Raw genomic sequence first — 14,185 nt, 5'->3', positions numbered from 1 at the left:
CCCTCTGCTCCACTGCTCGAATCGCCCCTGAAACGACAATACTGTGAAAATCGGCAATCCCGCGCTCAAGACCGGAGATGACATGGAAAGCAAGCAGGCAATGGACAAGAACGCCTCACAACGCGGCTATACCCGACATGATGATCATCCCGTGAGTGATGACCTGACTCTGCAGAATCCGGCACTGGCCGGCGCCGGCCTTGACTTGCGTGCAATCCGGGAAGCGATTAGCCGGGTCGAAGCGGAAACAGCGGCCACCGTGATTGCCGAAAACCGGCTGCGTGCCGAAACCCGTGCGCGCGTGCAAGCAGTCGACCAGGCCAGCCAGGATGCAGCCATACGTGTCGAAGCACAGGATCTGGCCCAGGCGGAGGCGCTGGCCGCCGCCGAAAAAGTCGCCGCTCTTGCCGGCACCGCACGTCGCCTTGCCGCTGAACGGCAAGTGGTGGAACAGAGCGCGCAGCGCGAAGCCGAAGGTCGTGCCGATGCCGATGCCCGCATCACCGAACTGGACCACGAACGCGCACAGCGCGAACACAGCGCCCGGCTCACCACGGCAATGCTGATCGCTGCACGCAGCGAAGCGATCGCACTGATCAACCTGCGCGAACAAGCCGAGGCAGAGGAACTTGCAGCAACCTTGCAACGCGCACCCGCCGAAGTGCAGGCGCGTGAAGAATCACGCCTGCGCGCTGCTGCTGAAATCGAGCACCATGCGATCGCGATTGCCCGTAGCGAATCCGAACAGCGCGCGCTGGCGACACTGCAATTGCGCCTGCAGGCAGAACTCGACATGCACGACGCCGCCATGCGTCGCGAACACGCGGAGCAACGTGCGCTCGCCTTGACCCAGGCCAATCGCGATACCGAAGAACAAGCCCGCATCGCTGCCGAAACCCGCCTGCACGTCGAACGGGAATTACTGGATGCTGCCAACGCACGCGTCGAGGCAGAACAGCATGCCGACACCCAGGCACGCAGCCGTCTGGCGGCCGAAGAGCTTGCCAGCGAAGACGCACGCAAGCGTGCCGAGACCGACCAACTGGCCACCAAGGCAGCCCTCGAACGCAGCGCCGAAGAACAGCGCTGCCTGGAACTGGCCGCCCGCCGCAACGACAGCGAACAGGCGGCCCGCCTGATCGCAGCGACGTGCAGCGCCGCCGAAGAACAAGGTCTTGCCGCCCTCGCCGACTATGCCGTCCTGCAGCAGCAGAACGCTGACCTTGCCGTACGCAAAGCAGACGAAACGGCTGAACTGATCCGCAGCGAACAGGCGCACCGTGACGCCGATACCCGGGTCATCGCGGCACTGCGCGACAAGCGCCTGGCAGCAGTCACGGCGCAAGCGCAGACCGAAGCGCTGGCCCAGGCCGAACAGGCCGAGGCAGACTGCTTGCGCTTGCGGGAGCAGGCCGCCCGGACTGCCCGCGAAGCAGCAGAAACGACACTCCACCATGCCCGGGTGGCACTCGAACAGGAACAGATTCAGGCCACGTTGCGGGATCAGGCCGCCGCTGTCGCACTGGCCAACGCCAACGCTGCGCTCGCACTGACACAACTGCAACAAGAACGGATCGAAGCCGAACAGCAAGCCAGCGTGCTGCTGCAAGAGCAATGCGATACCGAACGTCGCTGTGGCGAAACGGTCGCGCAAACACTGCTGGAAACCCAACAAAAGCTGGCACTCGCCCGCCAGGCGGAAGAAGCCGCACTCAGCCGTCTTTGTGCGGAACAGGAGCAAACTCGCCAGCTGCAGGAACAGGCCGACGCCGAGGAGCAGTTGCGCCGGGCACTCGATGCCCAAGCCAACGCGGCGCGTCATGCACTTTCCCAGCTCGCCATCGCGACAGAAGTGCAACGCAACGCCGCCCGCATCGCATTGCAAGGCGCACGTGATGCGGTCGCGCTCACCAGTTTCCAGCGCCAGCGCCAGGCAATCGAACAACAGGCACTCGATGTGATTCGCCAAAAACAGGAAAAGACCCGCCAGCGCCTTCTGGCCAGCGAGCGCCTGCTCAAGGTTTCAGAAGAAGCGCTCGCCTCGGAACGCGCCGCGCAAGCCGCCAGCGAATCAGGCTTGCGCGCCGCAACCGAACGGCGCGATCTCGCGATCGAGCGCGCAAGCATGGAACAACAAGCCAACGCTTGTCTGCAACAACAGCACCAGCTCGAACAGGATCGCCATACGGCCGCCAAGCTGGCCCTGGCAGCAGCACAGCAAAAAGTCAGCGCCGAAAAACAGGCATGCAGTGAAGCACGGGCCCGCGCCACCATCGTGCAGGAACAGGCTGAACTGGCCCGCCTGCACGAACAGGTCGAACGCGAACTGCTTCAGGCCAGCGTGGCCGAACAGCAAGTCGCCAATGCAACACTGCAGCAACGGCAACACGCTATCGCACAGCAACAGGCGCAACTGGCATTGCAGGAAAAAATCCGCAATGAAGATATCGCCCTTCAAAAAAAAATGGCTCACGATGCGATGGCTAGCCACGCCAGAGACCTGGCACAGCAACTGAGCGATGCAGAGACGGCGCGCAACCATGCCGCACGCCGCGCCAGCGCAGTCGCCCAACAAGTATGCGACGCCCAACTGGGGGCACAACGCCGCCATGCGGAATCGGAAGAACTGGCGCGCTCGTTGCTCGCCCGCCTCTCGGCCGGACAGCCCGCTCAGGATGCCTGGAGCCTGCGCGCCAGTGCCGTGCTGGCGGACGACGCCGCACCCGCGCTGTTGCAGTCGCCCGCACGAAACCGGCTGCGCAGCGCGATGCTGGCCGCCGGGATAGTCTGCCTCAGTGCAGGTGCGTGGTCGCTGCTGGGATCGCAGTCGACGGTTGCCGCAAGTGTTACGCCGGTCACGACGGCAACCGCACTGCGCGTCTCGCTGGAGCAGGCCCACATCGGACAGCCTCCGGCAGCGCAATTAGATGCGATGAAAATCGCTGCCCAGCACTGATCTGTTCATAGGGCGGGGATAGATTTTTACGCACTGGTGAACCGGCTATCCCGCGACGGCGCTGTATCCTGTTACGGATCGTCATCACTGCGCATCACAGCCACCGCTCACCTCCATGTCAAACCAGAAAAATCCGGTGACGCCGCCTTGCGCGCCATCGCCAGTCCGCACTTCTGCCAGGTTGCCGCCAAGGGCCGTAGCCCCTTCCCTGTCAATCGACGAAGCCATCGCCACAAAGCAGGCACGAGAACACAAGGATGCATGCATTCGCGGTGTGAGCTCGATTGATGCCATGCGCCACGCCATCAGGCTCGCCGCCCGCGATCTCCCGGTAATCACGACAGTGCCGCGCAGCGGCAAGCTCGATGCCACTGCGTTCCGCGCGCGTGCCGCACTAGGCTTGCCATTCATCATGACTGGCCTGGTCAACCGCTGGCCGCTGTTCGCTCTCGAACCACACCTGCTGCGCGAACAATTTGGCGACCTGCCCGTACGTGCGCGGGTCGGTGACTACATCAACACGGCCTTCGCACCCGATCGGGCGATGCAGGACATGTCGCTGAGTGCGTATCTCGATCTGGTCGCAGCGGACACGCTGGCGCTGCCGCCCTATCTGGGGAATCTGGAGTTACGTGCGTTAAACCGACTGTGCAACTGGCCAGCTTATTTCAAAAAAATGGGCCCGCCACGATTCTGGCTGGGTCCGGCAGGCACCGTGACGCCGCTGCATTGCGACTATGACGACAATATTTTTGCGCAGCTGTGGGGCAGCAAACGCCTCATCCTGTCGCCGCCGCATCACGATGCATTCCTCTACACCCGCGAAGCCAATGCCATCCTGTTCGGCTCCGCGTTCAATCCGGAAGCACCGGATTTTGAACAATTCCCGCTGGCGCGTCAGGCCACCCTGATCGAGTGCCTGGTCGAACCCGGCGAGCTGCTGTATGTGCCCGCCGGGTGGTACCACCATGTGCGTGCGCTGACGTTTTCGCTGTCGTCGAACCGATGGGCCAGGGCACTGCCACTGGCTTTAAACGGCGAACACGATATCGGCTATCAACCAGCGTAAGTAAAGGTCTCTGTGACCGTCGTATAACTCGAACTGGTGATGGTGCTGACATAGACATAGTCCGTCGTCACCAGCGCCGGCGTGAGGGTCACCAGCATATAGCCACGACGCGACGTGTCGATGTAACTGATGTCATCGACCAGCGCCTTGATGGTCGCGGCCAGCGTCACTGGCGGGACAACTGCCGGTGGAAAAAACGACTCGAATCCTGACGACGTCACCGACATACCGGCAAATTCGGCGCCGACCTGGGTGCCATCGGCCAGCGTCAGCTTGTTGAACCAGGAGTTATGACTATCGCCGGACAACACCACGAATTTCTTTCCCGCCGCCTTCAGTTTTGCCGCCGATGCCAGCACCGCATCACGGGCATCGGGATAGCCTTCCCAATTATCGAAGGTATAGGAAATTTTCGGATTTTTGGCCGGGTTGAGCAGATCTTTCTGGGCTGGCGTCTGAGCGACGACCGGCGTCGCCTTGGCGGTCAGATAGGCTGTGACCGAAGCGGCGCTTAGATTTGCTGCCAGTACCGAAGCGGCAATTTTGATGCGTCCCATCACCGTCTGATTACCGAGGATTTGCCAGGTCGCTGCCGACGCGGTCATCTGCGTGTCCAGCCAGGCTTGCTGAGTCGTGCCCATCAGCTGTTTTTTGGTATTGAAGGCATACGGCAGAAAGGTCGGGTCGGCGATATCCAGCCCCGACGCATCGAGCGTGCGATCCGGCTGGTGTTCGCGACCGATGATGCGGGTGTCGAGCATGTGCAGCGACAGCAAATTGCCGAAGTCGAACGAACGGTAAATCTTCAGCAGATTGGCGGCATCCGGCGAGCGGATCGGCATCCATTCGTGATACGTCGTGCTGGCGGCAGCCTTTCTGGCAGCCCAGGGTCCCTGGGTCACCGGATTATGATTTTCGGCCCCATCCATCCAGGCATTGTTGGCGAATTCATGGTCATCCCAGATGGCAATCATCGGCATGCGTGCGTGCAGCGCCTTGGCATACGGATCGGCTTTGTGCAGCGCATGGCGAGCCCGATAGTCGGCCTGGGTCACCACCTCGTTGGCCGGTGCCGAAACCCGCGCGGCGACTGCCGACGCCGTCGGTGGGTAGACGCCGTCCTTGTATTCGTAGATGTAATCGCCCAGGTGCAGCGCAAACTGCGCGCCGGAGGAGACAGCCGCATCGTAGGCATTGAAATAGCCGGCCGGGTAGTCGCTGCAGGAAAACACTGCCAGCTTCACTTCGGCGACGCTGCCAACCGGCAGGGTCCGGGTGCGGCCAACGCCAGAGATGCTGTTGTTCGGTGCCAGGAACCGATAGTAATACTCGGTATTGGGCTGCAGGCCGATCGCATCGACCTTGGCGGTGAAGCCGGTGGCGCTGCTGGTAACGACTTTACCGGAGGCCAGCGGGGTAGCAAAGCTCGGGTCGGCGGCAACCTGCCAGGTCAGGGTGACGGCGGCGTCGGTCGAGATTTTGGCGTGCGTCCACAGGATGACCCGGTCGGACAGCGGATCACCACTGGCCACGCCATAACTGAAAGCGGCAAGCTCACCGTTGAGTTCGGTGCCCGAACCGCCGCAGGCAGTCGTAACACCGCCCGAGGCCAGCACTGCAGCCACCGACGACATGCGAATGACGAACTGGCGACGACCCGGGTTGCTTGGCACGGATTGGTGCGTTTGCTTTTCTTGTTTTTTCAGTGCACTCATTGCTTACCCCTGTTTTGGAAAAAACCGAGTGTAGCGACGCACAATGTCAACACGATGACGAATGCGTTTCAGTTCCGTGACTTTTGGAGAGAATGACCTGCTCAGGGAACCGCTGGCGTTTCGGCGCTTCCGGCGAGCAACCGGTCGAGCAGTTCAATGTGATGGCGCTGTGGCGTGGTGATGGCGTAAAAGCGCTCTTCCAGCAAGGTCGAACGGCCCACGCACACCAGCGAACCGGACCGCAATTCATCCTGCACCACCACTTCCGGAAGAACCGTTACCCAGCCACTATCGCGTGCGATCAGGCGCAGCATGGCCATGTCATCGACCTCGGCGCGCACACGCGGGGTGACTTTTGCCGACGCACACAGCGCATCGAACTGTGTCCGAATCGCGCTGCGTGGCCCGGGCAGTGCAATATCGAGGCCATCAAGATCCTCGGGCACCCGCAAGCCGAGCGGCTTCCAGAGCGCACCCGGGCCGACAAATGAAATTGCCTGGCTGCCCAGAAAATGACAATGCAACGGGCGGTTCGCTTCGGAAGGGACTGTTTCGTTTGCCAGCACCACATCGAGCTGATGCTGGATCAACCGGGTCAGGAGGTCGTCCAGTAATCCCGATTCGAGCGTCAGCATCACGGTCGGATCGGCCAGCAGCGGCCGAATCCTGTTCTCCTGATAATTTCGGGACATCGTTGCGACGCTGCCGATGCGCAAACGGGTCACGCCCTCGCTGCGCCCCTGCAGGCGGCCCAGCATTTCCCGGCTCAATCCAAAAATATCCTCGGCATAGGCCAACACCAGTTGCCCGGTATCGGTCAGTACCAGACCACGTCCTTCCCGGGTGAACAAGACCTCATCCAGACGCTCCTCCAACTGACGGATCTGCGCCGACAGCGACGACTGCGACGTGTGCAGCTCCTTCGCCGCACGGGTCAAGTGGCCGACCTTGGCCACACGCCAGAAATAAAAAAGATGGTGGAAGTTCAGTTGCTCGAGATTCATTGTTCTGTTTTATGACTCGGTGAGATCGTATTAAAATATTTTACAGAACAATCGGCGATCGACATACTCTGACCAGTTCGACATCTGGGAGTTTTGCGATGAAACATCTTCTTTTTGCACTTGGCGCGCTGATGCCCGCCGTGCTGATGCTGGCAGGGATGGCGCTGTCGCTGCTGCCGGGCCTGTCGGTGCTAACTGTCAGGCGCCTCTGGCACGTCTTCATGGGGCTCTCGGGGCTCGCATCGTTGTGTGCCGTGATCACCGCGTGCGCAGGACCCCAATTTCCCGAATTCCATCCGTGGCTGGGTGCGACCCCGATTGGTAGCGCGCTAGCCTTGCTGGTGCAACTGCTAGGCAGTGTCATCGCGGCTTTTTCGGCGCGCTACCTCGACGGCGAACCCGGGCAACGACGTTTTATTGGCGCACTTGCAGGCGTACTGACCGCCGTCCACCTGCTGCTGATGGCGGATCACTGGCTAGTGCTGATCGCCGCCTGGGCGTTGGTGGGCATCGTGCTGCAGCATTTGCTGTGTTTCTACCCGGACCGCCCCTTTGCCCTGCTTGCCGCACACAAAAAACATATTGCCGACCGGATTGCCGATGTGCTGCTGGTCTGCGCTGCCACCCTGGCCTGGAGCGAAGTGCAAAGCGGTTCCTTGTCTGACCTGTGGACGCATATCGGTCATCAAGGCATGTCCGCCGTCTTGCAACTGAGTGCCGTCTGTCTGGTGCTGGCAGTCATCCTGCGCACAGCACTGTTGCCGGTGCATGGCTGGCTGATCCAGGTCATGGAAGCGCCCACCCCCGTGTCTGCGCTGCTGCATGCGGGCGTCGTCAATCTGGGCGGCTTTGTCCTGATTCGCTTCGCGCCCTTGCTCGAACACGCGATGCCGGCGCGCATGCTGCTGCTGGTGTTCGGGCTGGGAACCGCCGTGCTGGCCGGTCTGGTGATGCTGACCCGCATCAGCATCAAGGTACGACTGGCCTGGTCGACCACGGCACAAATGGGCTTTCTGGTGCTCGAATGCGGTCTTGGTCTGTACACCCTCGCCGCATTGCATCTGATCGGGCATTCGCTCTACAAGGCACAGGCCTTCCTGTCGGCCTCGATGGTGGTGCGTCAGACCCGCTTGCACGCGATGCATCACGTGTCGACTCCGATACCAATCAGTCTTTTGCTCGCCCCGATAGGCACCATACCGACTGTGCTGCTGATCCAGTCCGTGCTGAGTCAGGCCGCATGGCCGTGGTGGTGGAGCGCGGTGCTGGGACTGGCTTGGGCCCCCTTGCTATGGCTGCCTGCCCAGCCCGGCAGCTTGCGGTCGATATGCTTGCATGGCGGCGCGGGCCTGCTGATGGTCGCCGGTCTGACCGGTGCCGCCTTGCTGGCCCATGCCCTGCCCTTCGGACTTGTTGACGCACCCGACCACGCACTCGGCATGATCACCCTGACCGGCATGGCTGCGCTTTACCTTCTGCTGGTGCTCTTGCAGCTCCGGCCGCAGGCGCTGCGCGGATGGCGTCGCCGGAGCTATGCCGGTTTTTATCTTGACGAGACGTACACCCGGATGGCCTTGCAATTCTGGCCGGCCCGCTGGGTTCCCCGCGCATTAAAAACCAGCATCCGCGCACCTAACGCACCTAACGCACCCAACGCACCCAACGCACCGGCAAAGGATGCGCCACGATGAACCACCACAAGGAGAACACCCCGATGGATACATTGATGACGGATGCGCAACGCGCCGCTGAAGTTGAGGGTCGGGCCGGTGCCGCGACGACCGAACATGCTGCTTTGCGCGCGCAGATCGACGCCGCCTTTGACAAGGCATGCCAGGCGATCGCGCCGGCCTGGCCGCTGGATCGGGCCATTGCGGTGAATCCACACTGGGCACGCGTGGGCATGCCGTTGCGACAGGTGGCGGCCAGAATGGCGCTGCTCGGTGGCATTCAGGTCTTTCCGTCACGCGAGAGCCAGCAGCAAGCCTGGAACGAAGGCCGCATCCGCCAGGCTGACCTCGAACTAGCCCTGAAACAGGTACCCGCTGCGAAATTGGCCGCCCTGACTCCTGCGCAATGTCTGGACGCCTTGCGGACTGCACCAAAGCTGCAGCGCTTGCCCCTGCTCATCGATGTTCTCGACAATGACCCGAAACGCCACACACGGCTATCGTGGCGACAAGCCATCACGCATCAGATCAGCCAGACCTGCGCTGCCTATTTTGACGAGCATCAGGCCGACTGGCAGCCGGAGCGCTCGCGCGGCTTGTATGCCTTCTGGCGCTACACGCTGAGACACGACCACGGCATCGGTACGCTGATGGGCTTGCCCAATCTGGGTGACGCACTTGCCGCCCTGCCCTCCACCCGAGAGGATGCCGAACACTGGGTACTGCAACACCTTGGACTGCCGCAGGCGGTGTGGTCGGATTATCTTGAGGCGATCATGCTGACCGTCAACGGCTGGGCCTCGTGGTGCGCCTATCTGGGTTGGGAGGCGCGACTGCAAGGGCTTGAGGAGCCGCATGTCCGGGAACTGCTGGCTATCCGGCTGGCGTGGAGCGCGGCCCTGCTCGACGGCAAAGACAACGCCGCCACGAGCCAGGCTTTCGCCGCCTTGCAGAAAGAATGGCAGCAAGCCCCGGTCTTATTGCAACAAGCCGAAGCGGCACTATTGATCGACGAGGTCTGGCAAGTCGCGCTGGAAATTGGTTTTCAACGACCACTGGCGCAACAACTGCTCCGGCCCGCCGATCCGACCAGCGCGCAGCAACCCATCGATGTCCAGGCCGCCTTTTGCATTGATGTCCGCAGCGAGCCGTTGCGGCGGGCACTCGAAAATGCGTCGCCAGCGATCCAGACCATCGGCTTTGCCGGCTTCTTCGGCCTGCCAATCGCCTACACGCCGATAGCAACACAGGCCAGAAGGCCACAACTTCCGGGCTTGCTCGCACCCGCGATGGAGGTGACCGATTGCATCGTGCCAGCCGGTGCAACCGACCAGGCCTCAGACGCCCGGCAGCTAGCAGCAGCCAGCCGCGCACGCGCAACCCACTTTGCCCTGAACGATCAATGGCATGCCGCCAGCCGCTGGCCGAGTGCCGCGTTTTCATTCGTGGAAGCCGCCGGATTCGGCTACCTCGGCAAACTCGGGCAATGGCTGCGTCCTTCCGCACGGGCCCGCGTGCGTGACGATCTGGCTGGACTACCGTCGCGCACCCGCCCGATCTGCCGGCCACAACTCAGCGGCCAGGATATGGCTGCCAAAGTAACGCTGGCAGCGCGGGTCCTGCACGCCATCGGTCTGGACAAACAGTTGGCACCGCTGGTGCTACTGGTCGGACATGGCAGCCAATCCGTCAATAACGCCCACGCCGCCATGCTCGACTGCGGCGCGTGCGGTGGACAAACCGGCGAAGTCAATGCCCGCAGTCTGGCGCAACTACTCAACGACGATGCGGTGCGCGCCGGGCTGCGCGAACAGGGGATGGCCATCCCCGCGTCCACCTGGTTCGTCGCGGCCTTGCATAACACCACCACCGACGAAGTCGACGGCTTCGATCTGGACCTCCTGCCTGCCGCAGCCCGCACCCGTTGGGACCACGTGCAAGCGGTCTTTGTCCAGGCCGGCGACCAAGTCCGGCGCGAGCGCGCGCCCGCACTCGGCGTGAACCCGCACCTGCCGCACGACGTCCTGCTCAACCAGTTGCGCCGCCGTGCCAACGATGGCGCGCAAACCCGTCCCGAGTGGGGACTGCTGGGCAATGCGGCCTTCCTGATCGCTCCACGCCAGCGCACCCTTGGCCTGGACCTCGCGGGACGTAGCTTCCTGCACGACTATGACGCCAGCCAGGATACCGACGGCAGCGTCCTCGAACTGCTGATGACCGCGCCGATGCTGGTCACCCACTGGATCAACTGGCAGTACCACGCCTCGACGTGCGATCCCGCACGCCTCGGTAGCGGCAACAAGGTGCTGCACAATGTCGTCGGTGGGAACATCGGCGTGTTTGAAGGCAATGGTGGCGACTTGCGCATCGGTCTGTCGCGCCAGTCACTGCACGACGGTCAGCGCTGGTTGCACGAGCCTGTGCGTCTCACGGTCGTCATCGATGCGCCGCAAGAAGCGATCGACAGCGTGATCGGCAAACACGCCATCGTCCGGCAATTGCTGGACAACGGCTGGCTCCACCTCTGGCGCTTTGATCAGACGCAATTGCTGCGCTATGAAACAGGAAGTTGGCGAGCGCTTGAGTGGGAGAGCGTCTGATGTCCGTGTCGATCTGGACGAACCCTGCCACCGGCAAGCCAGGACAGAAACAAACGGCACCGACCTGAGTACGGTGCCATTGTTCGTGCGGATTGGTCAGGCCGTGTCGGCATGACCAATCACACCGGCTCGAGCTCGCCTTCCCACGGTTCGATCGCAAAATCCAGCATCACGCCTTCGCCGAACGCAGCATTGCGCTCCTGCTCGAAAGCGCCTTCGATGGCAGCCTGGGCAATGGCGATACGGCAAAACGTTTCGACGTTCGGCAAGGCAAACTGATGGAACAGTTCAGGATTGACTTCAATTTCGGCGACCACTTCGGCCGCGGGCGGGTTATTCCAGATGGACAGCTTGCGCAACTGGCCATCATCGGCGAGGACCGGGCTGACCAGATAAAGCATGCTGGCACCGTCAACAGCGAGAGCAAATTCAAATGCGGAGGTACTGGTTGTCATGAGATTCTCCAGAAACGCGTTACGCACAAAATGCGAATGGGATGCGCCAGATGTCATTGCTCCGTTCCGGCTGCGAGCTCCATATTACATTCAATCCCGGGTTCGTCATGGCAATTGTAAAAATACGTTAACTTACCAAAGTTGCTTCCCAGACAAGTCCATATACGTCATGTAGAGGCGCAAATCGAATTCGTACTGGTGATAATTGGGCTCCATGTGGCAGCACAGTTTGTAAAACGCCTTGTCATGCTCGCGCTCTTTCACATGGGCGAGTTCATGCACGGTGATCATGCGCAAGAACTCGATAGGCACTTCCTTGAACAGCGTCGCCACCCGGATCTCGCGCTTGGCCTTGAGCTTGCCACCTTGCACGCGTGAAATCGCCGTGTGCGTGCCGAGCGCATGCTTGAGCACCTGGATCTTGCTGTCGAAGGCCACCTTGTCGATCGCATCGGCATTGCGCAGGCTGGTATTTTTAAGGTCGAGCACGTACTGGTACAGCGCCTTGTCGGTGCGGATGTCGTGCGGTCTGGTATATTTTTTGAGCAGCACTTCAGCGAGTTTGTCGCGCTCGATCAGGCTATGGACTTGCGTGCGCAACTCGTCGGAATAACCGGCGAGGTATTTAAGTTCAATCATGGAATCCCTGCTGGCGCAGACCGGGCGGGCCGGTCTGCGTCGCTGTAACGGCGGTCAACACAATGACCGACTGCTGACTACTCCGACTTCACGCCTTCGACCTGAATGGCCAGTTTGACTTCCTGCTTGAAGCCCATGGCCTTGCCGTAGTCCACACCGAAATCATCGCGATTGAACGTGGCCGACGCATCGGCACCGCAGACTTCGCGCTTGAGCATCGGATGCATGATGCATTTGAATTCCGAGATCACCAGCTTGACCGGTTTGGTCACGCCATGCAGCGTCAGCGTGCCGTCGACTTCGGTCGGCTTCTCGCCGTCGAACTTGGAAAACTTGCCGGCATAGGACGCGGTCGGGAATTTTTCGGTATTGAACATTTCGGCCGAGGTGGCGTGCTGGTTCATTTTTTTCATGCCGAAATCGATGGTGTCCATGTCCATCGTGACTTCGACCGAACCGGTCCTGGCTTCACGGTCGAGCACGACCTTGCCGCTGGATTTTGAAATCTTGCCGCGCCATTTGGACAGGCCACCAAAATGGTCTGCTTCAAAGCTCGGATAGGTATGCGATGGATCAAGGTTGTACGTCGCCGGTGCAGCAACTGCAGAAGCAGCAACCAGCGTAGCGATGGCAGCGAAGAAAACTGATTTCATGGAAGGTCCTTTCAGGGGGTAAGAATTACTTGGCGTTGGCAACGACGAGATGGAACTTGATCACCACTTCATCGGCGACTACCGAGGTATCTTTCCACTCGCCGTCACCGATATTGAAGACGGTGCGCTTGATCGGCAGCACACCATCGAACACTTGCGTTGCACCGTCCGGCTTGACGCTGAACGGAATGATGACATCGACGCTCTTGCCCTTGAGCGTGAGCTTGCCGGCGACGTTGTATTTGCCGGCACCGGCCGCCGTGATCGCGCCAGACACAAAGGTGGCTTTCGGGAACTGGCCCGCATTGAACCACTCCTTGCCCGTCACTTCCTTGTTGTATTCGGCTGATCCCATGTCATAACTGGCGACATCGATGTCAACCTTCGCGCTCGATTGCGCCAGTTGCGCAGGATTGAATTTGATGGTCGCGCTAAGTTTGCCGAACTTGCCTTCGATCGGCACACCGATCTGTTTGGCGGTGGCGGACACGGTGCTTTTGGCAAGATCAACCTGCGCCGTGGCCGAGGCCGCAAACAGCGCAAGGACCAGACCGATTGTGGACAATTCAATTGCACGCATGGAGATTCCTGTAAGTGGGATGGGAAAAGTAGACGAGGTCATTTGAGGAAAGGCAGCATCCGCGCCAGCGTGCCGTCACGATCGAAGAACTGATGCTTGAGCGCCGCCAGGCTATGCACGCCGACCAATCCGGCCATCGTGTAATTGAGCGTCACATGCAGCAGTTGCAGCGTGCCCTTGATCGCCTCGTTTTTATCGATCAGACTCGGCAGCGGAATCACGCCAAAATACACGACCGGCACACCGGCTGCAAGACTGTAAAAATAACCCGACAGCGGCACCGCAAAGATCAGGAAATATAACAGCCAGTGCGTGACCAGCGCCGCTTTTTCCTGCCACACCGGCATCAGCGCCTGGGTCGGTGGCGGCGTATGCGTGCTGCGCCACGCTACCCGCACGATGGCCAGCATGAATACAGTCACGCCAATCCACTTGTGCCATGAGTAGTACTTCAGCTTCGTCATTGTCAGACCGGGAATGTCGGTCATGACCAGACCGAGAATGAAACCGGCAATGATCAGCAAGGCAATCAGCCAGTGCAGCAGGATGGCGGTGCGGGTGTAGCGAGCGGTGAGGTTCATGGGCGAACGGGGAGCATCGTGATCATGGCAAATTGTCCAATTCGCGGATTTTACGGGGGTTCTTTTGAATGTGCTTGGGTAGTCGGGAATTGTTGTAGTGGTTGATGATTTATCTGGTTTGAGGAGTTCGTGATTGTCGACCGTATTTGGTCCATTCGGTGCAATGCCCTTCGGTTATTGCACCCTACGGGGCTTGGGTGGTCGGGGGTTGTTATTGTCGTCGATGTTTTTTTCGGTTTGAGGATTTCGTGATTGTCGACCGT

12 protein-coding genes are annotated in these 14,185 nt (G+C 60.7%); 4 read left to right on the top strand and 8 right to left on the bottom strand.

Features of this window, described 5'->3' with window-relative positions; all coding sequences use genetic code 11:
* The first annotated feature begins 43 nt into the window (after positions 1–43).
* Positions 44–2,956, top strand: coding sequence for a hypothetical protein (locus QN370_RS06305; protein ID WP_323581691.1), 2,913 nt, complete (start codon positions 44–46; stop codon positions 2,954–2,956).
* 84 nt (positions 2,957–3,040) lie between these two features.
* Here the strand turns inward: QN370_RS06305 and QN370_RS06300 are convergent, their stop codons facing one another.
* On the bottom strand, positions 3,041–3,250 hold the full coding sequence (locus QN370_RS06300; protein WP_322129214.1) for a hypothetical protein: 210 nt from the start codon (positions 3,248–3,250) through the stop codon (positions 3,041–3,043).
* On the opposite strand from QN370_RS06300, the gene QN370_RS06295 reads away from it, so the two are divergent.
* A complete protein-coding gene (locus tag QN370_RS06295; protein WP_416172141.1) occupies positions 3,249–4,025 on the top strand; it encodes a cupin-like domain-containing protein in 777 nt (258 codons plus the stop codon). The genes QN370_RS06300 and QN370_RS06295 overlap by 2 nt on opposite strands.
* On the opposite strand, the gene QN370_RS06290 is transcribed toward QN370_RS06295, so the two are convergent.
* Both QN370_RS06290 and QN370_RS06285 read right to left on the bottom strand, forming a co-directional pair.
* Positions 4,013–5,740 carry an alkaline phosphatase D family protein gene (locus tag QN370_RS06290; protein ID WP_322127742.1) on the bottom strand — a complete coding sequence of 576 codons (1,728 nt, stop codon included), beginning with the start codon at positions 5,738–5,740 and terminating at the stop codon, positions 4,013–4,015. The genes QN370_RS06295 and QN370_RS06290 overlap by 13 nt on opposite strands.
* Positions 5,741–5,841: 101 nt before the next feature.
* A complete protein-coding gene (locus QN370_RS06285) occupies positions 5,842–6,744 on the bottom strand; it encodes a LysR substrate-binding domain-containing protein (RefSeq protein WP_322127743.1) in 903 nt (300 codons plus the stop codon).
* A gap of 98 nt (positions 6,745–6,842) precedes the next feature.
* Here QN370_RS06285 and QN370_RS06280 point away from each other — a divergent pair, with 98 nt between their 5' ends.
* Together QN370_RS06280 and QN370_RS06275 are read left to right on the top strand one after the other, a co-directional pair.
* Complete coding sequence (locus QN370_RS06280; protein WP_322127744.1) at positions 6,843–8,435, top strand: NADH-quinone oxidoreductase subunit L; 1,593 nt, start codon at positions 6,843–6,845, stop codon at positions 8,433–8,435.
* Between the two features lie 23 nt (positions 8,436–8,458).
* The gene (locus QN370_RS06275; protein WP_416172176.1) at positions 8,459–11,014 is read left to right on the top strand and encodes a YbcC family protein; all 2,556 of its coding nucleotides are present in this window, start codon (positions 8,459–8,461) and stop codon (positions 11,012–11,014) included.
* 119 nt (positions 11,015–11,133) lie between these two features.
* On the opposite strand, the gene QN370_RS06270 is transcribed toward QN370_RS06275, so the two are convergent.
* The 5 genes from QN370_RS06270 to QN370_RS06250 form a co-directional block, all read right to left on the bottom strand.
* Complete coding sequence (locus QN370_RS06270; RefSeq protein ID WP_322127746.1) at positions 11,134–11,469, bottom strand: hypothetical protein; 336 nt, start codon at positions 11,467–11,469, stop codon at positions 11,134–11,136.
* A 132-nt stretch (positions 11,470–11,601) separates the two neighbouring features.
* Positions 11,602–12,108, bottom strand: a complete 507-nt coding sequence (locus QN370_RS06265; protein WP_322127747.1) for a YgjP-like metallopeptidase domain-containing protein — start codon at positions 12,106–12,108, stop codon at positions 11,602–11,604.
* A 77-nt stretch (positions 12,109–12,185) separates the two neighbouring features.
* Positions 12,186–12,761, bottom strand: coding sequence for a YceI family protein (locus QN370_RS06260; RefSeq protein WP_322127748.1), 576 nt, complete (start codon positions 12,759–12,761; stop codon positions 12,186–12,188).
* A gap of 25 nt (positions 12,762–12,786) precedes the next feature.
* A complete protein-coding gene (locus tag QN370_RS06255) occupies positions 12,787–13,341 on the bottom strand; it encodes a YceI family protein (RefSeq protein WP_322127749.1) in 555 nt (184 codons plus the stop codon).
* 38 nt (positions 13,342–13,379) lie between these two features.
* Positions 13,380–13,922, bottom strand: coding sequence for a cytochrome b (locus tag QN370_RS06250; protein WP_322127750.1), 543 nt, complete (start codon positions 13,920–13,922; stop codon positions 13,380–13,382).
* Positions 13,923–14,185 lie beyond the last annotated feature (263 nt).

The organism is Actimicrobium sp. CCI2.3 (assembly GCF_035019065.1).
Classification (GTDB): Bacteria; Pseudomonadota; Gammaproteobacteria; order Burkholderiales; family Burkholderiaceae_D; genus Actimicrobium.
This window is presented reverse-complemented; position numbering and strand designations above follow the sequence as displayed.

Bases quoted from the DNA above. Each gene is read 5' to 3' on its own strand.
- QN370_RS06295 (WP_416172141.1), top strand. From the start codon at position 3,249: ATGCGCCACGCCATCAGGCTCGCCGCCCGCGATCTCCCGGTAATCACG.
- QN370_RS06300 (WP_322129214.1), bottom strand. From the start codon at position 3,250: ATGGCATCAATCGAGCTCACACCGCGAATGCATGCATCCTTGTGTTCT.
- QN370_RS06290 (WP_322127742.1), bottom strand. From the start codon at position 5,740: ATGAGTGCACTGAAAAAACAAGAAAAGCAAACGCACCAATCCGTGCCA.
- QN370_RS06285 (WP_322127743.1), bottom strand. From the start codon at position 6,744: ATGAATCTCGAGCAACTGAACTTCCACCATCTTTTTTATTTCTGGCGT.
- QN370_RS06280 (WP_322127744.1), top strand. From the start codon at position 6,843: ATGAAACATCTTCTTTTTGCACTTGGCGCGCTGATGCCCGCCGTGCTG.
- QN370_RS06275 (WP_416172176.1), top strand. From the start codon at position 8,459: ATGGATACATTGATGACGGATGCGCAACGCGCCGCTGAAGTTGAGGGT.
- QN370_RS06270 (WP_322127746.1), bottom strand. From the start codon at position 11,469: ATGACAACCAGTACCTCCGCATTTGAATTTGCTCTCGCTGTTGACGGT.
- QN370_RS06265 (WP_322127747.1), bottom strand. From the start codon at position 12,108: ATGATTGAACTTAAATACCTCGCCGGTTATTCCGACGAGTTGCGCACG.
- QN370_RS06260 (WP_322127748.1), bottom strand. From the start codon at position 12,761: ATGAAATCAGTTTTCTTCGCTGCCATCGCTACGCTGGTTGCTGCTTCT.
- QN370_RS06255 (WP_322127749.1), bottom strand. From the start codon at position 13,341: ATGCGTGCAATTGAATTGTCCACAATCGGTCTGGTCCTTGCGCTGTTT.
- QN370_RS06250 (WP_322127750.1), bottom strand. From the start codon at position 13,922: ATGAACCTCACCGCTCGCTACACCCGCACCGCCATCCTGCTGCACTGG.